Source organism: Pseudomonas sp. 86_A (assembly GCF_017491705.1).
Lineage (GTDB): Bacteria > Pseudomonadota > Gammaproteobacteria > Pseudomonadales > Pseudomonadaceae > Aquipseudomonas > Aquipseudomonas koreensis.
Genome location: NZ_JAFGYS010000001.1, coordinates 49,914 through 74,368, shown reverse-complemented (window position 1 = coordinate 74,368; position 24,455 = coordinate 49,914). Strand labels below are relative to the sequence as shown.

Below are 24,455 nucleotides of genomic sequence, written 5' to 3'. Positions count from 1 at the left end.
CGTCCAGTTGCCGTTCGCCAACACCTCGCTGTACGTCGGGCCTTACGCGAATCTGGTGGACGGCGCGGACCTGTCGTGGCTGTTCGGCCTTGTGGTGACGGTGCCGTTGTATTACTGCCTCGCCACACGTGGTCAGACCCGGCAGAGCAGGGCGGCGCGGTTGAGTTATACCGACTGACCCGATCATCAATAAAACTGTGGCGAGGGAGCTTGCTCCCGCTGGACTGCGCAGCAGGCCTTTGCTTTTCTGAATCGAAGAGCGAGGTCCGCTGCGCGGCCCGGCGGGAGCAAGCTCCCTCGCCACAAATGATGTTTCCTAAGCCCTGGTGCATTCCAGCGGTCATTTAAATTGGCCATTTCGATCCCCTTTTGGCCCATCCCCCACTGTGCCGCGACCCTGCGCTCGGCAAGAATCAAAGCCACAACGAAAGGCTGGACTTTGCTTGCCCTTGGCTACTTTTAAGCCGCTGCCGTGTACAGAACATAAAAACCATCGATCTCACGTCGCATTCCGGGGAAACAACCATGGTCACGATGAAACGCATTCTGGGTGCCACCGTGTGTGGGCTGACGCTGCTGGCCAGCGCGGTGCACGCCGAACAGCGCGAACTGCGGGTGTACAACTGGGCGGATTACATCCTGCCGTCGGTGCCCAAGGATTTCGCCGCGAAAAGCGGCATCAAAGTGACCTGGGATACCTTCGACACCAACGAATCGCTGGAGGCCAAGTTGCTCACCGGCAACTCCGGCTATGACTTGGTGGTGCCGTCGAACCAGTTCATCGACACCCAGATCAAGGCCGGCGTGTTCCAGAAACTCGACAAGTCGAAACTGCCGAACTGGAGCCATCAGGACCCGGAACTGCTCAAGCTGCTGGACAAGAACGATCCCGGCAACCAGTACGGCGTGCCCTACATGTACGGCACGGTGCTGATCGGTTTCAACCCGGCCAAGGTCAAGGCCGCGTTGGGCGACAACGCGCCGGTGGACAGCTGGGACCTGGTGTTCAAACCGCAGAACATGGAAAAGCTCAAATCCTGCGGCGTGGCGATGCTCGACTCGCCGTCGGAAATCCTGCCGCTGGCCCTGCATTACCTCGGCCTCGACCCGAACAGCCAGGACCCGCGCGACTATGAAAAAGCCAAAGACCTGATGCTGAAGATTCGCCCGTACGTGACCTACTTCAACTCGGCCAAGTACATGACCGACATCGCCAATGGCGACATCTGCGTGGCCATCGGTTACTCCGGCAGCTTCTATCAGTTCGGCAACCGCGCCAAAGAAGCGGGCAACGGCGTGGTGGTCGACTGGCGTCTGCCGAAGGAGGGCGCGCCGATCTGGTTCGATACCTTCGCGATTCCGAAAAGCGCGAAGAACGTTGCAGAGGCCCACGAATTCCTCAACACCTTGCTCGATCCAAAAGTCATTGCGCCGATCAGCGACTTCCTTGGCTATCCGAACGTGAACAAGGATTCGATGCCGCTGGTGACCAAAGACATTACCGGCAACCCGAACCTGACACCGACCAGCGAAGCGCTGAAAACCCTGTACGTGGTGCAACCGTTGCCGCAAAAACTCGAACGCGTGCGCACCCGCGTTTGGACCAGCATCAAATCCGACAAGTAACCGCCCCCCCCCCTGTAGGAGCTGCCGCAGGCTGCGATCTTTTTTTTTGTTCCTGAAAACAAGATCAAAAGATCGCAGCCTGCGGCAGCTCCTACAGGGATTGGGTTGGGTCTTCCTTGCGGGTGACGATCAGACTCAACACCACCGACCCCGCAATCACCCCACCCACCACCGCCAGCGACCATTCCACCGGCATGTGAAACCACGGCATCAGCGTCATCTTGCCGCCGATGAACACCAGCACGATCGCCAGTCCGTACTTGAGCAGATGAAAGCGGTCAGCCATGTCCGCCAGCAGAAAGTACAGCGCACGCAGGCCCATGATCGCGAAGATGTTCGAGGTGAAGACAATGAACGGATCGGTGGTGACGGCGAAGATCGCCGGGATGCTATCGACCGCGAACATCAGGTCGCTGGCCTCGATCAGCACCAGCACCAGAAACATCGGTGTCGCCCAGCGCACGCCATTCTGCCGCACGAAAAAGCGTTCGCCATGGAAGCCCTGGGTAATCCGCAAATGCCCGCGTATCCAGCGCAGCAACGGGTTTTTGTCGAGATCCGGTTGTTGCTCGGCAAACATCAGCATCTTGATCCCGGTGATGATCAGGAATACCCCGAAGGCATACAGCAGCCATTCGAACTGCGACACCAGCCACACGCCGGCGAAGATCATCGCCGCGCGCATCACGATCGCCCCGAGCACGCCGTACAGCAGCACCCGGCGTTGCAGTTCCGGCGGCACGGCGAAGTAGCTGAAGATCATCACGAAGACGAACATGTTGTCGATCGACAGCGACTGCTCGATCAAGTAACCGGTGAGGAATTCCAGGGTCTTGCGCTGGGCGATCTCGGCGCCGAATTCGCTGTTCAGGTACCACCAGAGCAATCCGGCGAATGCCATCGCCAACGCGCACCAGGCAATCACCCAGCACGCCGCTTCGCGCACCGACACCCGATGCGCCTTGCGCCCGCCGAAGACAAACAGGTCCAGTGCAAGCATGGCGAGGACGAAGACGATAAAGGCGCCCCACATCCACGGTTCGCCGATATTGATGTTGGTGGTTGGCATGGCTGGCTCCCTGGCTTTTATTGAATTAGGGTCAGGCAGGGCCATGCTAGCGGTGAGTTTGTGCGGAAGAAAAATCGATTATTCCTGAGCAACAGTTCGGGGATAACGAAGTATCGTACTGACGACGCGCCTATAACGGTATGATCGCTGCCTTCATTGGGTCGGGCGAATGCCTTGTCCGGCAACGAAAGGGAGTTTCGTAATTGAATCAGCCAGTCAATGAGTTGCGTGCTGAAGAGGGGCTGGAACGCTACCGGAAATATTTGCGCATCGAGGTTTCGTTATTCATTGCGGCGATGCTCGGCGCGTTCGTACTCAATGGTTACGCTCATCTGGAAAAATATTATCTGGTGCTGGATGTGCCGTTTGACCGCTTGAATATCAGTGGTCAAAAACTTGCTGCATATGGCGCTGCAGGACTTGGCTCGGTGATCAGTGCGTTACTGTTCGCCATAGCATTTGTCATTGCCGTTTCATTGATCATTGCCTTGACTGAGAGGCCGGGAAGGCTGCCGGTATCTCAGACAAACTCTCCGAGGCTGGCGAGGTTTCGCCAACGTGCAAGTGAATTGAACATCGTGTTCAAACTTTTCGCGTTTTCCGCAGTCCTGGCCGGATTTTCCATTCTGGCCTGGTATCTGACCGTCCACGTACCCTCGATGTCGGGCAGAAAATCTGCTCTGGATACCGCCGCGACGTGCGACGAACGCACTTTGATCTTCCGCAGCCTGGACCGCTACACCGCTTGCCAGGTCGCAGAGTCTGAGGACATGTTGTATCTGCTCAAACGCGACTCAAAAAACAAGACCGAGGTTTCGTTTTATACCTTCCAGGTCCCCAAGGACGGCCTTGTTGAAAGTAAAGGGGAAAGCAAGAAAATGAAATTCGATCCGGATGATGACGACGGGAAATAACGCGACTGTCGGCATCAGAACCGATCAAGTGCGTGCACCTGATCGGTCATCTGGAGTTTCCGAGGAGGCTGCAACTGCCACCTCGGGTTAGTTATTTCCCACGCACCAACGCCGGAGTACGCGGCGGCACCTGACGTTTCGATCCAGTGGCTTCAAACGCCAAGGCCAGACGCAACAGATTCGAGTCATCGTAGGCGCGTCCGGCGAAGGTCAGGCCGACTGGCATGCCGATGTCCGCCATCACGCCCATGGGCACGGTGACGGTCGGAACGCCGAGGTGACGGATCGCCAGGTTGCCGTTGGCAACCCAGATGCCGTTGCTCCAGGCAATGTCCGCCGATTCCGGATTGATATCGGCATCTGCCGGGCCAACGTCAGCGTTGGTCGGGAACAGCACAGCGTCGAGTTTCAGCGTGTCCATCCAGTCTTCCAGATCGAGCTTGCGGGTCTTTTCCAGGCCGCGCAGGCCATCCGGCAGGGTTGGAATCTGGTCCCACGGGGTGATGCCGCGCTCGGCCATGCGCACGTATTCGTCCATGCCGGCAGCCAGATCGCCTTCACGGTTGGGCAGGGTGCCCGGGTCGTGCGGGAAGATTTTCGGTCCGTCGACATCGGCCAGACGGTTGAGCTTCGGATCGCCGTTGGCGCGCAGGAAATCATCAAAGGCCCAGGCCGACAGATCCCACAGTTCGTGGTGCAGGAACTCCTTGGACACAATGCCGCGATTGAACACGGTCGGTGCTCCCGGACGATCGCCTTCGCAGTTGGAGACCAGCGGGAAATCCACTTCGATCACTTCGGCGCCGGCCGCTTCCAGAGCGGCGCGGGCCTGTTTCCACAGGTCGATCACCGAGGGGCGGGTGTTGATGCGTTGCCCGGTCGGGCCGCCGATCCCCGGGGCTTTGCTGGTCCCGGCTTCAGGATCGGCGTTGATGTACATCTTCGGCACGCCGAGGCGTTTGCCGGCCAGTGCATCGGGCTTCACTGCCAGTTCGGCGTAGGAGGCCGGGCGCACCGTGTCGACGCTCGGGATCGGCACCCACGGCTGCAGGCGCCACAGATCGCCACGGGTGTCGGGGTCTTCAGCGACGACCACGTCAAGCACTTCAAGCAGGTCGGCCATGGTCCGGGCGTATGGCACCACCACGTCCATGGTCGGCGTCAGCGGCCAGTTGCCGCGCACCGAAATCACCCCGCGCGACGGCGTGTAGGCGCACAAACCGTTGTTCGACGCCGGGCCGCGACCGCTCGACCAGGTTTCTTCTGCCAGACCGAAGGCCGAGAAGCTCGCGGCGGTGGCGGTGCCCGCACCGTTGGACGAGCCAGAGGCGAACGGCGCGGTCAGATAGGCGGCGTTGTACGGGCTCTCGGCCCGGCCATACACGCCACGCTGCATGCCGCCATTGGCCATCGGCGGCATGTTGGTCTTGCCCAGGCAGATCGCCCCGGCGGCGCGCAGGCGTTCGATGGTGAACGCGTCGCGATGCGCCACCAGATCGGCAAATGCCGGGCTGCCGGAAGCCGCGGTCAGCCCCTTGACCAGATAGCTGTCCTTGGCGGTGTAGGGGATGCCGTCGAGCGGGCCGAGGGTTTCGCCTTTGGCCCGGCGTGCATCGGAGGCCTGGGCTTCGGCCAGTGCTTCGGGATTGCGCACCACCACGGCATTCAGTGCGGTGGCGGTGTTCGGGCCGTCGTAGGCGTCGATCCGGGCCAGATAGGCCTGCACCAGTTCAACTGCGGTGGTCTGGCCGGCTTCGAGCGCCGCGCGTAATTGAGCAATGGAGACTTCAGTGACTTCGATCATGCTGTTACCGCCGACAGGTTCGCTAAAGGGTGGGTCATCAGGGTTATGGTCGTAACGCGTAAAGAATTCCGTATGAGCGAAACTCTACCCTGAACTTTGCCGATTGGCATGTGCTAATTCGATAAATATCGACAAAGGTCAGCGAAAAAATTCCCCCGGCGTCTCGCCGAACTGCTGCCGGAACGCGGCGATGAACGCCGACGTCGAGTCATAACCGCAGGCCAGAGCCACGTCGGTGACGCGTTCGCCGCGTTCCAGCGGAGTCAGCGCGCCCAACAGGCGCAAGCGCTGACGCCAGGCGCGGAAGGTCAGACCGGTGTCGCGTAAAAACAGGCGGCTGAGGGTTTTTTCGGTGACGCCGAACTTCTCGCTCCAATGCTGCAGTGTGGTCTGCTGTTCCGGATGTTGCTCCAGACTTTGATAAATCTGCCGCAGACGGCTGTCCTGGGGCAGTGGCAGCATCAGGTCGATCTGCGGCGCCTCGGCCAGTTGATCGAGGATCACCTGAGCCAGCCGGCCATGGGCGCCGTTTTCGTCATATTCCACTGGCACCCGACTGAACGCGCGAATCAGCTCGCGCAACAGGTCGCTGACGCCCAGCACATGACAGCGCTCAAGCGCCCAACCGGCCACGCTGCAATCGATGTACAGGCTGCGCATTTCGGTGTGCGGCGAGCTGAACACGCGATGCGGCACGCCTGCGGGAATCCACACCGCGCGCTCCGGTGGCGCGACGAAGCGTCCGGCGCCGGTCTGCACTTCGAGCACGCCCTGAATGGCGTACGACAATTGCACCCACGGGTGACTGTGACGCCGGGTCAATGCGCGATTGGGCAGCGATTCGGTGCGCCCGTACAGCGGACGCGGCAGGCTGGGCAGCCCGGGAATACTGCGCCGGAAGCTTTTCTCGTGTCCTTTAGGCGGCATCTAATGGCTCTTCGGCGTTAGTCGGTAATTCACGGTCACGTTAGAGTCGCAATCACGTACTGGCAACCCCCGGATGAGCAAACCCATGACCCGCCCAAGATTCTTGCCCGACAACTTCACCCTGACCCTGATCGGCGTCGTGCTGCTGGCCAGTTTCCTGCCGGCCAGCGGACAGGTCGCGGTGGGGTTCGGCTGGCTGACCAACATCGCCATCGCGCTGCTGTTCTTCCTCCACGGCGCGAAACTGTCGCGCGAATCGATCATCGCCGGGGCCGGCCACTGGCGCCTGCACCTGTTGGTGTTCGGCCTGACCTTTGTGCTGTTCCCGTTGCTCGGGCTGGCGCTGAAACCGCTGCTGTCACCGCTGATCGGCGACAAGCTTTACATGGGCATGCTCTACCTCTGCGCGTTGCCCGCCACCGTGCAGTCGGCGATTGCCTTCACCTCGCTGGCCCGGGGCAATATCCCGGCGGCGATCTGCAGCGCGGCAGCGTCGAGCCTGTTCGGGATTTTCCTCACGCCATTGCTGGTGACGCTGCTGTTGAACGTGCACGGTGACGGTGGCTCGACCCTGGATGCGATCCTGAAGATCAGCGTGCAATTGCTGCTGCCGTTCATTGCCGGGCAGATCGCTCGCCGCTGGATCGGCGCGTGGGTCGGGCGCAACAAGAACTGGCTGAAGTTTGTCGATCAGGGTTCGATTCTGCTGGTGGTCTACGGCGCGTTCAGCGAGGCGGTCAACGAAGGCATCTGGCATCAGATTCCGGTAGTCGATCTGCTGGGACTGGTGGTGGTCTGCTGCATCCTGCTGGCGCTGGTACTGTTCGCGTCGACCCTGCTGGGCAAGGCGTTCGGCTTCAGCCAGGAAGACCGCATCACCATTCTGTTCTGCGGTTCGAAGAAGAGCCTGGCCACCGGCGTACCGATGGCGCAGGTGCTGTTTGCGGGGAGCACGATTGGCGTCTTGATTCTGCCGCTGATGCTGTTCCATCAGATTCAATTGATGGTCTGCGCGGTGTTGGCGCAACGTTATGCGAAGCGCCCGGAATCGGTGCCGGAGTTGATGGCGCAGGTTGATCCATAACGCTGGGTTCCTGTAGGAGCTGCCGCAGGCTGCGATCTTTTGATCCTAAAGATCGCAGCCTGCGGCAGCTCCTACAGGGGTTTTCTTCTCAATCCTGCGTAACGTGTTTCGGGCCAGCCAGTGCCCAGGCAATCAGCCCAAACAAGGGCAGGAACACGATGGCGATAATCCACACGCCTTTGTTGCTGCCTTTGCCTGCGCTCTTGCGCACCCTGTTGATCGCCCACAATTCAATGATCACAAGAACGACGGCGAGTACGATCCAGACGGGTTCAATTTGCATGGGCTACCTCCTGATGGTCTTTCAGTTAGGTGTGCCTCGCCGCGCAGGGTTCATTTAAATTGCGCCACTGCCTCCCGAATACTTCACCGCAGCGGCTGCCCGCGACGGCACATTGAGTGTGCGCAACAACGACGACACATGGATGCGCACGGTGAACGGCGAGATATCCAGTTCCCGGGCGATTTCCTTGTTGGTTTTGCCTTGGGCGATCAGCCGCAACACATCCTGCTGACGCGGGGTGAGGGCGGTGCCGGTTTCCAGCGGCAGCAGCCCGGAAGGCGCGAACCTGACCAGCACTTCGCCTTCGCGGATTGCCAGAATCGCCTCGCCGATCTCATCCGGAGCGATGTTCTTGCCGATGAACCCATCGATGCCGGCCGCCATCACTTCGCCGATCACCGCCTCGTCGTCGACCATCGACACCACGATCAGCGTGGTGCGCGGCAGTTTTCGGCGCAGCTCGGCGAGTTGGCTGATGCAGGTCAGGCCGGGGAAGCGCAGGTCGAGAATCAGTGTGTCCGGCTCGCTGCGGCCGGGCAGCAAGGCCAGCACGGCGTCGAGGTCTCCGGCCTCCTCGATCGTCGCTTCGGGCAGCAGGCGCTGCACGGTGCACAGCATGGCCTCGCGAAACAACGGGTGATCGTCGGCTATGATGATGCGGCGTGTCATGGCGTGACCCTCCCTGGATCAGCGATGTTTACGGCATGCACCTTAGCACCGCAGACGCAGATTGCCTGCCGACCGTTGCTGAATCTGACGACTGTCGCACAAGGACGTTGCCCATGAAGTTCGAGAAAAATACCGAGCTGGATCAGGCCAATCTGCGGATCATCATCGCCAGCATTGCCATGGTTTATATCTGCGTACTCGGCGTCTTGCCGGGGCAGCGTTTCGATACATATCTGCCGGTAGTGGTCTACATCGCGCTGTTTCTGCTGGCGTCGATTGTCTTGCGCCAGGCCATTGCGCGCTGGCCCGGGCATTACCCGGCGCGGCGAATATTCGCGATGATCCACGATTACACCGGCACCTGTTTCGGCCTGGTGCTCGGCGGTGAAGCGGCGTTGCCGCTGTACGCGGTGATCATCTGGGTCAACCTGGGCAACGGCATGCGCTACGGCTCGCGCTATCTGGCGATTGCTACCGGTTTGGCGCTGCTGGCATTGCTGGCGGTTTATCGGTTGACGCCAGTGTGGCAGGCCCAACCGTACATGGTGCTGATGTTGATGCTCACCAGCACGGTGATCCCGTTCTACGCGCACTTGCTGCTGGAGCGCACGCGCAAGGCGTCGGAAGAAGCGGTCGCAGCCAATCTGGAAAAGTCGCGGTTTCTCGCCCAGGCCAGCCATGATCTGCGCCAGCCGATTCACTCCATCGGTCTGTTTACGGCGTGCCTGCGCGAGTCGCGGCTGGGCGAGCAGGAGCGGCAACTGGTCGACAACATCGACCGCTCGCTGCTCAACGTTTCGCAGTTGTTCCGTTCGATTCTCGACCTCTACACCCTCGACAACGGGCGCATCCTGCCGCGATTGCAGGTGTTCCATCTCGGCGAGTGGCTGGCCGACCTGATTCGCCAGAACGCCGAGGCCGCGCGCTGGGCTGGCGTGGAGTTGCGCCTGCGCCCCTGCCAATACTGGGTGCAGAGCGATCCGGCGTTGCTCGCGACCCTGGTGCAGAACGTGCTTTCCAACTGCTTCAAATACGGCGCGCAACGTCCGGTGCTGATTGGCGTGCGCAAACGCGGCGGCGGGCTGGCCATCGTGATTTATGACCGCGGCAACGGCATTGCCGAGGAGCATCTGCCGAAGGTGTTCGAGGAGTTTTATCGGGTGCGCCAAGTGCGTGACAAGGACGTGGAAGGCGTCGGCCTCGGGCTGTCGATCGTCAAGCGTCTGGGGCAGTTGATCGGTGTCGATGTGGCGTTGCGCTCGCAGCTGGGGCGCGGCACGGCGGTCACGTTGTATGGCTTGCCGGTGGCCGTGGCGCCGCCGTTGCCGGCCATGCGCGACGATGTGCGGCAGGCCGGCCTGTTGACCGGGCTGAAGGTGTGTCTGGTGGAGGATGATCGCAACGTCTTGTTGGCAACGTCGGCGCTGCTCGAGCGCTGGGGCTGCGTGGTGCAGGGCGAGTTGAGCGGACAGGGTCTGGTCACCGATTGCGACATCATCGTCGCCGATTACGATCTGGGGACGCATTCCACGGGCCTCGAGTGCATCGACGCCGTGCGGCGCCAGCGTGGTTTTGCGGTGCCGGCAATGATCATCACCGGGCATGACATCGAAAAAATACAGGCGGCCTTGCACGACCGCCAAATTGCCATCCTGTCCAAACCGGTACGCCCGGCCGAGCTGCGCGCGACCTTGCGCAGCCTGCGCGACCGGCAAACCGAGCCGGCCGAGCAGGTTTGATTCAACGCTTGCAGAGGTAATCCTGAGTGATGGTGGTCTGCAGGCAGTTGTACTGGCCCATGGTGCGGCAGATGTTCTTCTCGGAACCGGTCACCTCGGCGTTCTTGTAGCCCCAGGTCTTGCAGCGCTCCATCGCGACAGTCAGGCCTTGCGCGGCGTTGGTCTGGCCGCTTTCAAACTGGCCCAGTTCATAGGAGACCTGAACGACGCCGTCGTTCTTGCTGCCACCGGTGGCTTCCCACTGTTTGGGCGTGGTGCAGCCGCTCAAGGCGAGGGCGGTGAGGGTGAGAGTTGCGATCAGGGTTTTCATGATGAAACGGAGTCCTTTACCGGGGATGAGGGATCACTGGAACGGAATCGGCGAGGCGCCTTTGGGCAGGCACGACAGCGGCGGGGTCATGATGCCCATGCTTGCCACGGCGACAATCGCGCCGCTGGGCAACTCGCAGTTGTATTCGCCGGCCGGGGTGTAGGCGGTGTAGTAGGTGAGGGTGCTGTCGCTGCGGACGTTGTCGATTTTCGACACCGGTTTACCGATGACGGTCTGGGCGCGTTCTTTCATGCTGGCTTCGGTGGGTTTGGCGGTCTGGCAGCCGCTGGCGCCGATCAGAAGGGCGCCGATGAGCGCGATTTTGCAGAGGTTTGCAGGCAGTTTCATGGTGCTTCTTCCTTGGTGTTGTTCTGATTTCCAGGCACAACGATCCCGCGCACTGCACAGCGGCAATGTTGGGGAGCATCGGGGGGTGCGAGGGAATATAACGCCGGGTGGCGGGGCGGTCGATTAGCACAAATGTGCTAGTGAGTCGCACAAGCCATAGTCGGTTAGCTTTCTTGTGCAAGCCCGCTAGAAGGAAATCAGTCTAAAAACACCTGCCCATGACGGCGAGGCTTTTGCTAACCTCAAAGGTGTAGGCGAAGACGCAGACTGATGCGCAAGCGGATAGCAAGGGGACGTGGGGCGCGTTCCGAAGGGTACACGGTTAGAAAGATCTCCGCGCTGAGATCCAGCCCTTACGCCGTGTGAGGCAGCAGAGCACCGCTCTTTTTCCATGGTTGCTTTTGTACTGTGAGAGGCCCGATAAACCTTGTAAGCCAGAGACCAGCACTGGCCGCCTGCTCGAATACCAAAGCCCGCATTGCTGCGGGCTTTGTCGTTGTTGCAGGGTCAGATTTTCGTCAGCGCGTACGCCAGATCGGCGCGCAGGTCTTCGAGATCTTCGACCCCCACCGACAGACGCACCAGGCCATCGCCGATGCCCAGTTTGGCGCGGGTCTCGGGCGGGATGGTCGCGTGGGTCATGATCGCCGGGTGCTCGATCAGGCTTTCGACGCCGCCCAGGCTTTCGGCCAGGGCAAAGATCTTCACGTTTTCCAGAAAGCGCCGTGCGCCATCCAGATCGCTGTTCAAGTCCACGGAAATCATCCCGCCGAAACCGTGCATCTGCCGCTTGGCCAACTCATGCTGCGGGTGCGACGGCAGGCCCGGGTAGTAGACGCGTTTGACCTGCGGCTGTTGCTCCAGCCACTTGGCCAGTTCCAGCGCGTTGCTGCAATGACGCTCCATGCGCAGCGCCAGGGTTTTCACCCCGCGCAGGGTCAGGAACGCATCGAACGGGCCGGAAATCGCGCCGACCGCGTTTTGCAAAAAGCCGAGTTTTTCCGCCAGTTCAGGGTTCTGCCCAACCACCGCAATACCGCCGATCACATCGGAGTGACCGTTGAGATACTTGGTGGTCGAGTGCAGCACGATGTCGAAACCCAGCTCCAGCGGGCGCTGGATATACGGGCTGGCGAAAGTGTTGTCGGCGACGCTGATGATCCCGCGCGAGCGGCAGATACAGGCGATGGCGGCCAGATCCGACAGGCTCAGCAGCGGGTTGGTCGGTGACTCGACAATGACCAGGCGTGTGTCGTCCTGCAGCGCCGCTTCGAACGCCGACAAGTCAGTCAGATCGACGTAGCTGAAGCGATGCCCGGCACTGCGCTGGCGCACCTTGTCGAACAGGCGGAACGTGCCGCCGTACAGGTCATTGCCGGAGATCACGTGCGATCCGGCATCGATCAGTTCGAGCACGGTGGAAATCGTCGCCAGCCCGGAAGCGAAAGCGAACGCTCGGGTGCCACCTTCCAGGTCCGCCACGCAGCGCTCCAGAGCGAAGCGCGTCGGGTTGTGCGAGCGTCCGTAGTCGAAGCCCTTGTGCACGCCGGGGCTGTCCTGCAGGTACGTCGAGTTGGCGTAAATCGGCGGCATCAGCGCGCCGGTGGTTGGATCAGGCTCCTGCCCGGCGTGGATCACCCGGGTCGCGAAGCCTTGGGAATGCTTATCGTGCTGACTCATGCGAGGGATCTCCGTAATTGGTTGAGCATGTCGGTGCGGGTGATCAGGCCATGGAAGCCCGAGGCGTCGGCGATGATCGCCACGAGGCCGCGACTGAGCACCGATTCCAGCTCGGCGAGGTTGGCGCCGGGCGCGAGGGTTTGCAGTTTGTCGGTCATCACGCTGGAAACCGATTGACTGAAGCGTGCGGCGTCTTCGTGCACCGCCAGCAGAATGTCGGATTCGTCGATGACGCCGACCAGTTGCTTGCCTTCAACCAGGACCGGCAGCTGCGAAACATCCGCCAGGCGCATGCGCTGGAACGCGGTCAGCAGGGTGTCGTAGGGGCCGACGCTGATCACGCGGCCGTCTTCGAAACGCCGGGCGATCAGGTCACGCAGGTCGCCGTAGCCCTTGCGCTGCAACAGGCCTTGATCGGTCATCCATTGGTCGTTGTAGACCTTCGACAGATAGCGCGTGCCGGTGTCGCAGACAAAACTCACCACGCGTTTCGGCTCGGTCTGTTCGCGGCAATAACGCAGCGCGGCAGCGAGCAGGGTGCCGGTCGACGAGCCACCGAGAATGCCTTCGGCGCGCAGCAACTGGCGCGCGTGGTCGAAGCTTTCTTCATCGCTGATCGAGTAGGCGTGGCGCACGCTGGTGAGGTCGGTGATCGACGGAATGAAATCTTCGCCGATGCCTTCCACCGCCCACGAACCGGGCGTCGGCATCGTGCCGTCGCGGCTGTACTGAGCCATCACCGAACCCACCGGGTCGGCGAGGACCATTTCCAGATCCGGTTGTACGCGTTTGAAGAAACGGCTGAGGCCGGTCAGGGTGCCGGAGGAACCGACACCGACCACGATCGCGTCCAGATCATGTTCGGTCTGCGCCCAGATCTCCGGCGCGGTGCTGCACTCGTGTGCCAGCGGGTTGGCGGGGTTGTTGAACTGGTCGGCGAAGAACGCGCCGGGAATGTCTTTTGCCAGTCGTGCAGCCACGTCCTGGTAATACTCGGTGTGGCCCTTGCCGACATCCGAGCGGGTGATGTGCACTTCGGCGCCCATGGCTTTCAAGTGCAGGACTTTCTCGGTGGACATTTTGTCCGGGACTACCAGCACCACGCGGTAGCCTTTGGCACGGCCAACCAGGGCCAGACCGAGGCCGGTGTTGCCGGCAGTGGCCTCGACGATGGTGCCACCCGGTTGCAGGCGCCCATCGCGTTCAGCGGCATCAATCATCGCCAGACCGACGCGGTCCTTGATCGAACCGCCGGGGTTTTGTGATTCCAGTTTGAGAAACAGTGTGCAGAGGCCGGTATCGAAGCGGGTAACTTGTACCAGCGGCGTATTGCCGATCAGCCCAAGTACGGCAGGGCGTGAATCCTTTGACATTTCTTCACCTCTTGTAGTGGTGTTGATCGCGTTCCATTCGCGGGGAAAAGCTCGCGTGCAACATAGGCTCAGACATGATCTGTCGCAACCTTTAGTCGGCCGCTGATACAGCGATTTCGATCTAACCATAGAACAGAATCAAAGCCTGCAAAGGCTTGGTTTCAGAGGGTTTACATCAAGGCGCCATTGAGTATTCAAAGGGCGTCGTAACCTTCACCGATAGCTTGATCTGCGGATGAATATCCTGCAGGGCAAACCGGGTTTTAACGCCACATGCAGTGAACACCTGATCATGAGGGAAACTCGTGATCATCAAGATTAAAATGAGTTTGTCTCACTGATGCTTGATCTCGACAATGGCCGCCATCAACAAGACATTGGAGTTGTTTGTCATGGCACTGGCCCATTCCCTCGGATTTCCGCGCATCGGTCGCGACCGCGAACTGAAAAAAGCGCAAGAGGCGTTCTGGAAAGGAGAACTGAACGAGGCCGGCCTGCGTGAGGTAGGTCGTGAGCTGCGCAAGGCCCACTGGGCGTTGCAGAAGAATGCCGGGATCGAGCTGCTGCCGGTGGGGGACTTCGCCTGGTACGACCAGGTGCTGACCCACTCGCTGATGTTCGGGGTGATCCCCGAGCGCTTCCGTCCGCACGACGGCAAAGCCACCCTGCAGACCCTGTTCGGCATGGCCCGGGGTGTCAGTGACAGCTGCTGCGGCGGTGCCCACGCTCAGGAAATGACCAAATGGTTCGACACCAACTACCACTACCTGGTCCCGGAATTCAGCGTTGATCAACAGTTTCAGCTCGGCTGGGAACAGTTGTTCGAAGAGGTCGAAGAGGCCCGCGCCCTGGGGCACACCGTCAAACCGGTGGTGCTCGGCCCGCTGACGTACCTGTGGCTGGGCAAAGCCAAAGGCGCCGAGTTCGACAAGCTGGAATTGCTCGATCGCCTGTTGCCGCTGTACGGGCAAATCTTCGCGCGGCTTGCCGCCCTTGGTGTGGAATGGGTGCAGATCGACGAGCCGATTCTGGTGCTGGATCTGCCACAGGAGTGGAAGAACGCTTTCGAGCGTGCCTACAACCAGATCCAGCGCGACCCGCTGAAGAAACTGCTCGCCACTTACTTCGGTGGCCTGGAAGAAAACCTCGGTCTGGCCGCCAATCTGCCGGTCGACGGTTTGCACATCGATCTGGTGCGCGCAGCGGAACAGTACCCGACCATCCTTGATCGCCTGCCGGCCTACAAAGTGCTGTCGCTGGGTGTGGTCAACGGCCGCAACGTCTGGCGCTGCGATCTGGAAAACGCGCTGGCGACGTTGCAGCATGCGCATGAGCGCCTGGGTGATCGGCTGTGGGTCGCGCCTTCGTGCTCGCTGCTGCACAGCCCGGTAGATCTGAGCCGCGAAGACCAGCTCGATGCCGAGCTGAAAAGCTGGCTGGCCTTCGCTGTGCAGAAATGCGAGGAAGTGGCGCTGCTGGCCCAGGCCGTGAATCAACCGGAAGCGCCGAAAGTGCTGCGGGCCCTGACCCAGAGCCGTTCGGTGCAGACCAGTCGCGCCGCCTCGCCACGCATCCACAAACCGGCGGTTCAGGCCCGTGTGGCGGCCATTACAGCGCAGGACAGTCAGCGCCAATCGCCATTCAGCCAACGCATCGGCAAACAGCGCGCCGGCCTCGATCTGCCCCTGTTTCCGACCACCACCATCGGTTCGTTTCCGCAGACCGCGTCGATTCGTCTGGCGCGCCAGTCATACAAGCAAGGCAGGCTGAGCGAGGCCGAATACACCGAAGCGATGTACAGCGAGATCCGTCACGCCGTGGAAATCCAGGAGCAACTGGGCCTCGATGTGCTGGTGCACGGGGAAGCCGAGCGCAACGACATGGTCGAATACTTCGCCGAGCAACTGGATGGCTACGTGTTCACCCGTTTCGGCTGGGTGCAGAGCTACGGTTCGCGCTGCGTGAAACCGGCGGTGGTCTTCGGCGACCTGAGCCGGCCGAGAGCCATGACCGTGGACTGGATTCGCTATGCTCAGGGCCTGACCGACAAGGTCATCAAAGGCATGCTGACGGGACCGGTGACCATGCTGATGTGGTCGTTCCCCCGCGAAGACGTGTCCCGTGAAGTGCAGGCGCGACAGCTGGCGCTGGCGATTCGCGATGAAGTGGTGGATCTGGAAGCCGCCGGGATCAAGATCGTGCAGATCGATGAAGCGGCGTTCCGCGAAGGTCTGCCGTTGCGCCGGGCGCAGTGGCAGCACTATCTGGACTGGGCCACCGAAGTGTTTCGCCTGTGCGCGTCGGGTGTGCGTGACGAAACGCAGATCCACACCCACATGTGCTACAGCGAGTTCAACGATGTGATCGAGTCCATCGCGGCGATGGATGCCGACGTGATCACCATCGAAACCTCGCGCTCGGACATGGAACTGCTCGACGCCTTCGAAGCCTTCGCCTACCCGAACGAGATCGGCCCGGGCGTCTACGACATCCACTCGCCGCGAGTGCCGGACGCTTCTGAGATGGCCAACCTGTTGCGCAAGGCCGCCCAGCGGATTCCGCCGGAGCGGTTGTGGGTCAACCCGGATTGCGGCTTGAAAACCCGTGGCTGGCCGGAGACCGAGGCGGCGCTGGTGCACATGGTCAACGCTGCCCGGCAGCTGCGCAAAGAACTGGCCTAACGCGCTAAACACCCCCGTGGGAGCGAGCCTGCTCGCGAAGGCAGAGTGTCAGTCGAATGATATTTTTCTGATCCACCGCTTTCGCGAGCAGGCTCGCGCCCACGACAGGGTTTTGCAGGGGCTCAGTGACGGCTCATCAAACCGTGCAACACACCCAGGCGCAGCCCCGGTTCCGACGGCGCCATCTGCGAAATGCCGAACACCTTGAACGCCGCCAGCATCAGCACCAGCCCGCCCGGGAGGATGCTCTGGCGATGCGGCTGCAAGCCGGCCAGCTTCAACTGCTGAACGTTCTTCACTTTCAGCAGCAGGAGCGACAGGCGCAACAGTCCGCCATAGGTAATGCCGTCCTGACCGAAGTCGTTCAAACGGTTGGCCTTGAGCACTTTCGCCAGCATCCGCGCGGTGCCTGACGAGCCAATGGTCTGCTGCCAGCCCTGCGCGCGGTAGCGGCGGGCGACTTTTTCGAATTGCAGGATGGCGACACGCTCGGCTTCCTGCAGCGCACCGGGAGCGATGCGCCCGTCGGGGAAATAGCGTGCGCCCAGGGTGCCGCTACCGATGGCGATGCTTTCGGTGAGCAGCGGTTGCGCGCCCTGGCCGAGAATCAGCTCGGTGGAGCCGCCGCCGATGTCGACCACCAGTCGCAGGTCTTCGGCGCTTGGCAGGGTGTGGGCGACGCCGGCGTACACCAGGCGCGCCTCTTCATGGCCGCAAATGACGTCAATCGGAAAGCCCAGATGCCGCTCCGCCCCAGCGAGAAACAACTGCGCATTGTCGGCCTCGCGCACGGCGCTGGTCGCCACCGCACGAACCCGACCGGCTTCAAACCCGCGCAGTTTTTTACCAAAGCGTGCCAGCGCCTGCCAGCCGCGATCCAGGGCCATCGTATCCAGCGCGCCACCGTCCAAGCCCTCGGCCAGCCGCACCGGTTCACGCAGGGTTTTGACCTCCTGAATCATGAAGCCCCTTCGGCTGCGAACCGACTGGCCGATCATCATGCGAAACGCATTCGAACCCAGATCGATGGCGGCAAACAGCGAGGCGTCTTCTTTCATGGCAATCCTTAACGCATCCGTCGAAGGCTCAAGACGGTTTGCGAGGATTCTGCCGCTGACTTGATGACACCCTGATGACGGGGCAGGGGCGGTTCAATGAATGTGCAGCTGTCATGACACTGTCATTATCCGGCGACTATGCTGAGCCCAATACATCGCGTGTTCTTAAAGTTTTTGCTGCCTCTTTTGGCAGCTTTTTTTTGCCTGCGATTTGGCAATTCGTGCGCAAGGTTTGCAATCGTGGGCGTCGCTTGGCTAATATACGGTCCATATACATTTCGTATCGGATTCGCATATGGGCATCGTAAAGATTTCAGAGGACATGCACGAGAACCTGCGCATCTCCAGCAATGCACTCAGCCGCTCGATCAACGCGCAGGCCGAGCACTGGATGCGCATCGGCATGCTCGCTGAACTGCACCCCAACCTCGACCACAGCGCCATTTGCCGCTTGCTGATCCGCGCCGAACAGAACGGCGGGCTGGATCTGCATCAACTGACTCAGGAAGCCGTCAGCGCATGAGAAACCAGATCAAGATCAACACCCCCGCCGAGATCGCCCAGTCGCGCGCTGCCGGCAAACTCGCCGCTGAAGTGCTGGCGATGCTGGTGCCGCACGTCAAGGCCGGCGTGACCACCGATGAGCTGGATCGGTTGTGCAACGACTACATCGTCAACGTGCAGAAAGCTATTCCGGCCAACGTCGGTTACCACGGCTTCCCGAAAACCGTCTGCGCCTCGGTCAACGACGTGGTGTGCCACGGCATTCCCTCGGGCACACCACTGAAAGACGGCGACATCCTCAACCTCGACATCGCGGTGATCAAGGACGGCTGGTTCGGCGATACCAGCCGCATGTACGTGGTCGGTGAGGCAACGCCTGAGGCGCAGCATCTGATCAAGACCACTTACGAGGCGATGTGCGCGGGTATTCGGATGGTAAAGCCGGGCGCGACCTTGGGCGATATCGGCCATGCGATCCAGAGCCTGGCGGAGAAGGAAGGCTTCAGCGTGGTGCGCGAGTACTGCGGGCATGGCATCGGCAAGGTCTACCACGATGAACCGCAGATTTTGCATTACGGTTTTCCGAATCAGGGCATGAAGCTCAAGGCGGGGATGATCTTCACCGTTGAACCGATGCTCAATGCCGGCAAGCGCCATGTGAAGAACATGCCTGACGGCTGGACTGTGCTGACCAAGGATGGCTCGTTGTCGGCGCAGTGGGAGCACATGGTGGCGGTGACAGAGACGGGGTTTGAGATTCTGACGGCGTGGCCGGATGAAATTGAAGGGTTCACCCCGATCGTCTGAGCACCGCTCCCACAATTGAAATGCAATCTCATGTAGGAGCTGCCGAAGGCTGCGATCTTTTGATCTTAAAAAACAAAGTCAAAAGATCGCAGCCTTCGGCAACTCCTACATTGGGCGTTTTTAATGAGAACCGGCCGCTTTGTTGAGGTCGCTGTCGGTCCACTCGGTATACACGCAAGCATCCGCCGTAGCCCAGCGCACCCGCACCGAATCCCCGGCCTTGAGCGGCATGCCCGCCGCCGACAGCGCCTTCACCGTCATCGACGTCCCACCCGAGGTGACCACGCTGCAAGTCTGGCTCTCACCGAGAAACAGCACTTCCACGACCTGCGCCGAAACCTCATTCCAACCCGCCGCCAACGGCTCATCGGTCGCCTGCTGCGCGCTGAGCGCCAAGGCTTTTTCCGGGCGCACCATCAGCAGCACATCCTGATCGGTGTGCAACCCGGCGGTCAGTCGAATCGACAGCGACTGCCCCTCGAAACTCGCCGCCGCGTTGCTCTGGGCCTTGATTTTGAGGAAGTTCGAGTTGCCGAGGAACGACGCGACAAACGCATTCGGCGGGTTCTGGTACAGGTCATATCCGCTGCCCAGGCCGACAATCTTGCCGTGACTGAAAATCGCGATGCGTTGTGACAAACGCATGGCTTCTTCCTGGTCGTGGGTCACGTAGACGATGGTAATGCCCAGGCGCCGATGCAGCTGGCGCAGTTCATCCTGCAAGTCTTCACGCAGTTTTTTATCCAGCGCACCCAGCGGTTCGTCCATCAGCAGAATGCGCGGCTCGTAGACCAGCGCCCGGGCAATGGCGACCCGTTGCTGTTGGCCACCAGAGAGTTGCGAAGGGCGGCGATGGGCGAACGGTTCGAGCTGCACCAGTTTCAGCATCGCGTCGACACGCTTGTCACGTTCGGCGGCGGCGAGTTTGCGGATCGCCAGCGGGAAGGCGATGTTGTCGCGCACCGACAGATGCGGGAACAGCGAGTAGCGCTGGAACACCATGCCGATGTCGCGCTTGTGCGGCGGCACGTTGACCAGTGACTGGCCGTTAACCAGGATCTCGCCGCTGCTCGGCGTTTCGAACCCGGCGAGCATCGACAGCGTGGTGCTTTTGCCCGAGCCGCTGGAGCCGAGGAAGGTCAGGAACTCGCCGTCCTTGATGTCCAGCGAGATGTTGTCGACGGCGGCAAAGTCGCCGTAATGCTTGTTCAGGTTGCGCAGGCTGACCAGGGGTTTGTCGTTCTGCTGGGATGCGTCTTTGATCACGGCACTCATGTCGTACTCCTGGGCGCTCAGGCGCTGATTTCGTTGCGCCGGCGCAGTGCGGCGGCGATCACCATGACCAACACCGACAGGCCGATCAGCAGCGTCGAAGCGACGGCGATCACCGGGGTCAGGTCCTGGCGCAGGGTGGTCCACATTTTTACGGGAAGGGTTTGCAGGGTCGGGCTGGCCATCATCACGCTGAGCACCACTTCGTCCCACGAAACCAGAAAGGCGAAGAGGGCGCCGGCGACCATGCCCGGACGGATCGCCGGGAAGGTCACCTTGAACACCGCTTGCAGGCGCGAGGCACCGCAGATCACTGCCGCGTCTTCAATCGACTGATCGAACAGCTTCAGCGAGTTGATGATCGAGATGATGGTGAACGGCAATGCGACGATCACATGGCTGACCACGAACGCAAACATCGTCCCGGTGTAGCCAAGCCTGAGAAACAGCGCGTACACCGCCACGGCGATGATCACCAGCGGCACGATCATCGGCAGGGTGAACAGGCCGTAGAGCATTTCCCGCCCGGGAAAACGTCCGCGCACCAGCGCGAACGCGGTCGGCAGGCCCAGGGCCACGGCGCAGATCGTGGTCAGCACGGCAACCTTGAGGCTGGCCGCAGCAGCGTTCATCCAGTCGGGATTGGAGAAAAACTGGCCGTACCATTTCAGCGTCCAGCCCGGCGGCGGGAACACCAGCCATTGCGACGAACCGAACGACAGCAGGACGATGAACACGATCGGCAACAGCAGGAACAGACCGATCAGCCCGGTGGTGGCGTAGAGGCCGAAGCGCATCCGCCGGCTCATGGCATTGGGAGTCAGGAGCATCTCGGCTTACCTCGCGTTACTGGCGCCAACCGGGGAGTCCGGTTGAAGCTTCAGGTAGAAGTAGAACAGCACCAGGGTGATGGCGATCAGCAACGCGGCGCCGGCACTGGCCAGGCCCCAGTTGAGGAACGATTGCACCTGCTGAATGATGAACTCCGGCAGCATCATGTTCTGCGCCCCACCGAGCAGCGCCGGGGTAACGTAGTAACCGAGCGACATCACGAACACCATCAACCCGCCGGATGCCAGACCCGGCCGGCACAGCGGCAGGAACACCCGGAAGAAGTTGGTCCACGGGCTGGCGCCGCAAATCGAGCCGGCCTGCAGGATCATCGGGTCGATGGCCTGCATGGTCGCCTGCAACGGCAGGACGATGAACGGGATCATGATGTAGCTCATGCCAATCACCACGCCGGTCAGGTTGTGCACCATTTCCAGCGGCTGATCGATGATGCCCAGCGCCATCAAGGCCTTGTTGATCACCCCCGAGGCTTGCAGCAGCACCAGCCACGAATAGGTACGGGCGAGCAGGCTGGTCCACATCGACAGCAGCACGATGTTGAGAATCCAGCGACCCCAGCCGCGCGGGACCAAGGTAATCGCCCACGCCAGCGGAAAGCCCAGCAGCAGGCTGAACACCGTCACCAGCCCGGCCACCGAGAAGGTGTTGAGCAGCACTCGCGCATACGCCGAGTTGGCGAACAGTTGTTCATAGTTGCCAAGGCCAGGCACAGGTTCCAGCACGCCGCGCAACAGCAGGCCAATCAACGGCGCCAGAAAGAACAGGCCGAGGAACAGCAGCGCCGGCAGCAGGTTGCCGGCGCCACGCCAACGTTGTTTGAAGGACGGGGCTTGCGCCATTGCACTGGCCTTGCCGAGAGCCGGGCCGGCAGCGCTCGCGGCGCTCCCGGTGGCAGTGGAGGGACGGGACGCAGTGGCCGCCATTTTCATTTGACCAGCCATTCGTTCCACCGTGTCGCGATGGCTTGACCGTTCTTGGCCCAGTACGCGAAATCAAGAGTGATCTGATCCTTAGCGTAGGCAGTCGGCAGGTTCGGGGCCAGCACCGAGTCCAGGCGCGCCACGCTGTCGACGTTGACCGGGGCGTAGGCGGTCAGGTTGGAGAAGTCGGCCTGGCCTTTGGCACTGCTGGCGTTGGCCAGAAACTTCATCGCCGCGTCCTTGTTTTTCGAACCTTTCGGGATCACCAGAATGTCGGCCATGACCAGGTTCTGCTTCCAGCTCACGCCCACCGGCGCGCCGTCTTCCTGCAGGGCGTGAATGCGGCCGTTCCAGAACTGGCCCATGCTCGCTTCACCAGAGGCCAGCAGTTGCTGCGACTGCGCACCGCCGCCCCACCAGACGATGTCTTTCTTGATGGTGTCGAGTTTCTTGAAGGCGCGATCGAGGTCCAGCGGATAGAGCTTGTCGGCAGGCACGCCGTCGGCCAGCAGCGCCAGTTCGAGCACGCCGGGGCTTGGCCATTTGTACAGGGCGCGTTTGCCGGGGTAGGTCTTGGTGTCGAACAGTGCCGTCCAGTCTTGCGGCTTGGCAGCGCCGAGCTTGCCCTCGTTGTAGCCGAGGACGAAGGAGAAGAAGAATGAGCCGACGCCGTAGTCGCTGACGAAGCGTGGGTCGATCTTGTCGCGCTGGATGACTTTGAAATCGAGGGGTTCGAGCAGGCCTTCAGCCGCGGCGCGCAAGGCGAAGTCGGCTTCGACATCGACCACGTCCCACTGCACGTTGCCGCTTTCGACCATGGCCTTGAGTTTGCCGTAGTCGGTCGGGCCGTCCTGCACCACGGTGATGCCGCTGGCCTTGCTGAACGGATCGGCCCAGGCCTGTTTCTGTGCATCCTGGGTGCTACCGCCCCAGCTGACGAAGTTCACGCTTTCGGCGGCCATTGCAGCCTGGCCGGTCACGCTCAGCAGTCCCGCAAAAAGGATTGCGGTTGCAGCTTTGTTCAACACCATTTTTACGCCCTCATTGTTGTGTTTTTGAGCGGGCTTGCGTTGTTGCCCGCCTGTCGGGAGCAGTAGCTGGACGGTTTTTCAGGTCGTCCGGTCTATGGAATATCATATTATGGTATTCCAAACTTTGTGCAAGCACTTTGCCTTACCGGTTATCTGGCGAATCTGTTTTTTGACCGCTAAAGGATGTTCGATAAATGAGAAATTGTGGCGAGGGAGCTTGCTCCCGCCGGGTTGCGAAGCGGCCCTCGTTTCTCTAAAAAGCTTGGGCCTGCTGCGCAGTCCAGCGGGAGCAAGCTCCCTCGCCACGGGGGATCTTCGATAACTGAGCGTTATTCGGTGAAGGGAATGCTCTCGACCACTTCCAGGTCATACCCGGTCAACCCCGCATACTTCAGCGGCGGCCCAAGATGCCGCAGCTTGCCCACCCCCAGGTTCTGCAGAATCTGCGCCCCGGTGCCCACCTCCGAATAGATCCGCGATTGCGAGCGACTGAACTGCCGCGGCGGCTGGGTCAGTTGCGGCACGCGTTCCAGCAACGCCTGCGATGACTCGTGATTAGCCAGCACCACCACCACCCCATGACCCTCAGCCGCGACCCGCTGCAGTGCTGCCCACAGCGTCCAGTTGCTCGGCCCGCTGTACTCGGCGCCGACCAGATCGCGCAGCGGATCGATCACATGCACGCGCACCAGCGTCGGTGCTTCGCGGCGCAGATCGCCCATGACCATCGCCATGTGCACACCGCCCTCGATGCGGTCCTCAAAGGTGATCAAGCGGAACGTGCCGTGCACCGTCGGCAGTTCACGTTCGCCAATGCGTTCGATGGTGTGCTCGGTGCTCAGGCGATAGTGGATCAGGTCGGCGATGGTGCCGATCTTGATCCCGTGCTTGCGCGCGAACACTTCAAGATCCGGACGGCGGGCCATGGTGCCGTCGTCGTTCATCACCTCGACGATCACCGAGGCCGGGGTGAAGCCGGCGAGGCGTGCCAGGTCGCAACCGGCTTCGGTGTGGCCGGCGCGGGTCAGCACGCCGCCTTCCTTGGCGCGCAGCGGGAAGATATGGCCGGGCTGCACCAGGTCTTCGGCGCGGGCGTCTTTGGCCACGGCGGCCGCGACCGTACGCGCGCGGTCAGCGGCAGAGATGCCGGTGGTCACGCCGACGGCCGCTTCGATCGACACGGTGAACGCGGTGCTGAACACGCTGCCATTGCTCGGCACCATCTGTTCCAGGCCCAGGAGTTGGCAGTGTTCATCGGTCAGCGTCAGGCAGATCAGCCCACGCGCCTCACGGGCCATGAAGCTGATCGCCTCGGGCGTGCAGCAGTCGGCGGCCAGCAGCAGGTCGCCTTCGTTTTCCCGATCTTCGTCATCGACCAGCAGGACCATTTTGCCGAGGCGATAATCTTCGATGATTTCTTCGATGCTGTTGAAGGCCATGCTGGACTCTCAGGGTTTATTGGAAATAATATTGGTATACCATAATACAAAATCAACAAAGAGGT

The 24,455-nt window shown here is 61.2% G+C and carries 22 protein-coding genes and 1 pseudogene; 8 read left to right on the top strand and 15 right to left on the bottom strand.

All coding sequences use genetic code 11. From position 1 onward, the window contains the following. Nucleotides 1-178, top strand: a pseudogene (locus J5M57_RS00340) (cytosine permease); the annotation flags it as partial. 347 nt (nucleotides 179-525) lie between these two features. After that, nucleotides 526-1,626 (top strand): polyamine ABC transporter substrate-binding protein, encoded by a 1,101-nt coding sequence (locus J5M57_RS00335; RefSeq protein ID WP_207849755.1) that lies wholly within the window; start codon nucleotides 526-528, stop codon nucleotides 1,624-1,626. 91 nt (nucleotides 1,627-1,717) lie between these two features. Here the strand turns inward: J5M57_RS00335 and J5M57_RS00330 are convergent, their stop codons facing one another. Beyond that, entirely contained in the window at nucleotides 1,718-2,695 is a 978-nt protein-coding gene (locus tag J5M57_RS00330; RefSeq protein ID WP_207849754.1) for a TerC family protein, read from the bottom strand. Nucleotides 2,696-2,898: 203 nt separating this feature from the next. On the opposite strand from J5M57_RS00330, the gene J5M57_RS00325 reads away from it, so the two are divergent. Next, a complete protein-coding gene (locus J5M57_RS00325) occupies nucleotides 2,899-3,609 on the top strand; it encodes a hypothetical protein (protein WP_186351697.1) in 711 nt (236 codons plus the stop codon). 91 nt (nucleotides 3,610-3,700) lie between these two features. On the opposite strand, the gene J5M57_RS00320 is transcribed toward J5M57_RS00325, so the two are convergent. Next, complete coding sequence (locus J5M57_RS00320; RefSeq protein ID WP_207849753.1) at nucleotides 3,701-5,413, bottom strand: amidase; 1,713 nt, start codon at nucleotides 5,411-5,413, stop codon at nucleotides 3,701-3,703. Nucleotides 5,414-5,551: 138 nt separating this feature from the next. After that, the gene (locus J5M57_RS00315) at nucleotides 5,552-6,340 is read right to left on the bottom strand and encodes a helix-turn-helix transcriptional regulator (protein ID WP_064587898.1); all 789 of its coding nucleotides are present in this window, start codon (nucleotides 6,338-6,340) and stop codon (nucleotides 5,552-5,554) included. Nucleotides 6,341-6,425: 85 nt separating this feature from the next. Between J5M57_RS00315 and J5M57_RS00310 the strand changes: the two genes are divergently transcribed. Beyond that, nucleotides 6,426-7,424, top strand: a complete 999-nt coding sequence (locus tag J5M57_RS00310; RefSeq protein ID WP_207849752.1) for a bile acid:sodium symporter family protein — start codon at nucleotides 6,426-6,428, stop codon at nucleotides 7,422-7,424. A gap of 88 nt (nucleotides 7,425-7,512) precedes the next feature. On the opposite strand, the gene J5M57_RS00305 is transcribed toward J5M57_RS00310, so the two are convergent. Together J5M57_RS00305 and J5M57_RS00300 are read right to left on the bottom strand one after the other, a co-directional pair. Then, complete coding sequence (locus tag J5M57_RS00305) at nucleotides 7,513-7,707, bottom strand: PLDc N-terminal domain-containing protein (protein WP_041062599.1); 195 nt, start codon at nucleotides 7,705-7,707, stop codon at nucleotides 7,513-7,515. Between the two features lie 54 nt (nucleotides 7,708-7,761). Further along, nucleotides 7,762-8,376 (bottom strand): response regulator transcription factor, encoded by a 615-nt coding sequence (locus J5M57_RS00300; protein ID WP_207849751.1) that lies wholly within the window; start codon nucleotides 8,374-8,376, stop codon nucleotides 7,762-7,764. A gap of 113 nt (nucleotides 8,377-8,489) precedes the next feature. Between J5M57_RS00300 and J5M57_RS00295 the strand changes: the two genes are divergently transcribed. Then, nucleotides 8,490-10,115, top strand: coding sequence for a hybrid sensor histidine kinase/response regulator (locus tag J5M57_RS00295; protein WP_207849750.1), 1,626 nt, complete (start codon nucleotides 8,490-8,492; stop codon nucleotides 10,113-10,115). Between the two features lies 1 nt (nucleotide 10,116). Here the strand turns inward: J5M57_RS00295 and yecR are convergent, their stop codons facing one another. The 4 genes from yecR to J5M57_RS00275 form a co-directional block, all read right to left on the bottom strand. Continuing rightward, complete coding sequence (yecR, locus tag J5M57_RS00290; RefSeq protein WP_207849749.1) at nucleotides 10,117-10,425, bottom strand: YecR family lipoprotein; 309 nt, start codon at nucleotides 10,423-10,425, stop codon at nucleotides 10,117-10,119. A gap of 33 nt (nucleotides 10,426-10,458) precedes the next feature. Next, entirely contained in the window at nucleotides 10,459-10,773 is a 315-nt protein-coding gene (locus J5M57_RS00285; protein ID WP_207849748.1) for a hypothetical protein, read from the bottom strand. A gap of 507 nt (nucleotides 10,774-11,280) precedes the next feature. Beyond that, entirely contained in the window at nucleotides 11,281-12,453 is a 1,173-nt protein-coding gene (locus J5M57_RS00280; protein ID WP_207849747.1) for a PLP-dependent aspartate aminotransferase family protein, read from the bottom strand. Beyond that, nucleotides 12,450-13,826: a pyridoxal-phosphate dependent enzyme gene (locus tag J5M57_RS00275; protein WP_207849746.1), complete on the bottom strand. Its 1,377-nt coding sequence runs from the start codon at nucleotides 13,824-13,826 to the stop codon at nucleotides 12,450-12,452. Before J5M57_RS00275 ends, J5M57_RS00280 begins: the two co-directional genes overlap by 4 nt. A gap of 392 nt (nucleotides 13,827-14,218) precedes the next feature. Here J5M57_RS00275 and metE point away from each other — a divergent pair, with 392 nt between their 5' ends. Beyond that, a complete protein-coding gene (gene metE, locus J5M57_RS00270; protein WP_207849812.1) occupies nucleotides 14,219-16,507 on the top strand; it encodes a 5-methyltetrahydropteroyltriglutamate--homocysteine S-methyltransferase in 2,289 nt (762 codons plus the stop codon). A 122-nt stretch (nucleotides 16,508-16,629) separates the two neighbouring features. Here metE and J5M57_RS00265 read toward each other — a convergent pair whose 3' ends face one another. After that, nucleotides 16,630-17,565 carry a Ppx/GppA family phosphatase gene (locus J5M57_RS00265; protein WP_207849745.1) on the bottom strand — a complete coding sequence of 312 codons (936 nt, stop codon included), beginning with the start codon at nucleotides 17,563-17,565 and terminating at the stop codon, nucleotides 16,630-16,632. A 295-nt stretch (nucleotides 17,566-17,860) separates the two neighbouring features. Here J5M57_RS00265 and J5M57_RS00260 point away from each other — a divergent pair, with 295 nt between their 5' ends. Both J5M57_RS00260 and map read left to right on the top strand, forming a co-directional pair. Continuing rightward, nucleotides 17,861-18,088, top strand: a complete 228-nt coding sequence (locus J5M57_RS00260) for a ParD-like family protein (protein WP_003225727.1) — start codon at nucleotides 17,861-17,863, stop codon at nucleotides 18,086-18,088. Further along, nucleotides 18,085-18,876, top strand: a complete 792-nt coding sequence (gene map / locus J5M57_RS00255; protein WP_207849744.1) for a type I methionyl aminopeptidase — start codon at nucleotides 18,085-18,087, stop codon at nucleotides 18,874-18,876. Before J5M57_RS00260 ends, map begins: the two co-directional genes overlap by 4 nt. A gap of 120 nt (nucleotides 18,877-18,996) precedes the next feature. Here the strand turns inward: map and J5M57_RS00250 are convergent, their stop codons facing one another. The 5 genes from J5M57_RS00250 to ribBA form a co-directional block, all read right to left on the bottom strand. Next, nucleotides 18,997-20,151 carry an ABC transporter ATP-binding protein gene (locus J5M57_RS00250; RefSeq protein WP_207849743.1) on the bottom strand — a complete coding sequence of 385 codons (1,155 nt, stop codon included), beginning with the start codon at nucleotides 20,149-20,151 and terminating at the stop codon, nucleotides 18,997-18,999. 17 nt (nucleotides 20,152-20,168) lie between these two features. After that, nucleotides 20,169-20,978 carry an ABC transporter permease gene (locus tag J5M57_RS00245; RefSeq protein ID WP_207849742.1) on the bottom strand — a complete coding sequence of 270 codons (810 nt, stop codon included), beginning with the start codon at nucleotides 20,976-20,978 and terminating at the stop codon, nucleotides 20,169-20,171. 6 nt (nucleotides 20,979-20,984) lie between these two features. After that, nucleotides 20,985-21,929 (bottom strand): ABC transporter permease, encoded by a 945-nt coding sequence (locus tag J5M57_RS00240; RefSeq protein WP_064587883.1) that lies wholly within the window; start codon nucleotides 21,927-21,929, stop codon nucleotides 20,985-20,987. After that, nucleotides 21,926-22,951, bottom strand: coding sequence for an ABC transporter substrate-binding protein (locus J5M57_RS00235; RefSeq protein WP_003225720.1), 1,026 nt, complete (start codon nucleotides 22,949-22,951; stop codon nucleotides 21,926-21,928). The genes J5M57_RS00240 and J5M57_RS00235 overlap by 4 nt, the downstream gene beginning before the upstream one ends. A gap of 329 nt (nucleotides 22,952-23,280) precedes the next feature. Then, nucleotides 23,281-24,390, bottom strand: coding sequence for a bifunctional 3,4-dihydroxy-2-butanone-4-phosphate synthase/GTP cyclohydrolase II (gene ribBA, locus J5M57_RS00230; protein WP_207849741.1), 1,110 nt, complete (start codon nucleotides 24,388-24,390; stop codon nucleotides 23,281-23,283). Nucleotides 24,391-24,455: the final 65 nt, after the last annotated feature.

Coding starts and splice junctions, on each gene's coding strand:
- J5M57_RS00335 (WP_207849755.1), top strand. CDS start 526: ATGGTCACGATGAAACGCATTCTGGGTGCCACCGTGTGTGGGCTGACG.
- J5M57_RS00330 (WP_207849754.1), bottom strand. CDS start 2,695: ATGCCAACCACCAACATCAATATCGGCGAACCGTGGATGTGGGGCGCC.
- J5M57_RS00320 (WP_207849753.1), bottom strand. CDS start 5,413: ATGATCGAAGTCACTGAAGTCTCCATTGCTCAATTACGCGCGGCGCTC.
- J5M57_RS00315 (WP_064587898.1), bottom strand. CDS start 6,340: ATGCCGCCTAAAGGACACGAGAAAAGCTTCCGGCGCAGTATTCCCGGG.
- J5M57_RS00310 (WP_207849752.1), top strand. CDS start 6,426: ATGACCCGCCCAAGATTCTTGCCCGACAACTTCACCCTGACCCTGATC.
- J5M57_RS00305 (WP_041062599.1), bottom strand. CDS start 7,707: ATGCAAATTGAACCCGTCTGGATCGTACTCGCCGTCGTTCTTGTGATC.
- J5M57_RS00300 (WP_207849751.1), bottom strand. CDS start 8,376: ATGACACGCCGCATCATCATAGCCGACGATCACCCGTTGTTTCGCGAG.
- J5M57_RS00295 (WP_207849750.1), top strand. CDS start 8,490: ATGAAGTTCGAGAAAAATACCGAGCTGGATCAGGCCAATCTGCGGATC.
- yecR (WP_207849749.1), bottom strand. CDS start 10,425: ATGAAAACCCTGATCGCAACTCTCACCCTCACCGCCCTCGCCTTGAGC.
- J5M57_RS00285 (WP_207849748.1), bottom strand. CDS start 10,773: ATGAAACTGCCTGCAAACCTCTGCAAAATCGCGCTCATCGGCGCCCTT.
- J5M57_RS00280 (WP_207849747.1), bottom strand. CDS start 12,453: ATGAGTCAGCACGATAAGCATTCCCAAGGCTTCGCGACCCGGGTGATC.
- J5M57_RS00275 (WP_207849746.1), bottom strand. CDS start 13,826: ATGTCAAAGGATTCACGCCCTGCCGTACTTGGGCTGATCGGCAATACG.
- metE (WP_207849812.1), top strand. CDS start 14,219: ATGGCACTGGCCCATTCCCTCGGATTTCCGCGCATCGGTCGCGACCGC.
- J5M57_RS00265 (WP_207849745.1), bottom strand. CDS start 17,565: ATGAAAGAAGACGCCTCGCTGTTTGCCGCCATCGATCTGGGTTCGAAT.
- J5M57_RS00260 (WP_003225727.1), top strand. CDS start 17,861: ATGGGCATCGTAAAGATTTCAGAGGACATGCACGAGAACCTGCGCATC.
- map (WP_207849744.1), top strand. CDS start 18,085: ATGAGAAACCAGATCAAGATCAACACCCCCGCCGAGATCGCCCAGTCG.
- J5M57_RS00250 (WP_207849743.1), bottom strand. CDS start 20,151: ATGAGTGCCGTGATCAAAGACGCATCCCAGCAGAACGACAAACCCCTG.
- J5M57_RS00245 (WP_207849742.1), bottom strand. CDS start 20,978: ATGCTCCTGACTCCCAATGCCATGAGCCGGCGGATGCGCTTCGGCCTC.
- J5M57_RS00240 (WP_064587883.1), bottom strand. CDS start 21,929: ATGAAAATGGCGGCCACTGCGTCCCGTCCCTCCACTGCCACCGGGAGC.
- J5M57_RS00235 (WP_003225720.1), bottom strand. CDS start 22,951: ATGGTGTTGAACAAAGCTGCAACCGCAATCCTTTTTGCGGGACTGCTG.
- ribBA (WP_207849741.1), bottom strand. CDS start 24,390: ATGGCCTTCAACAGCATCGAAGAAATCATCGAAGATTATCGCCTCGGC.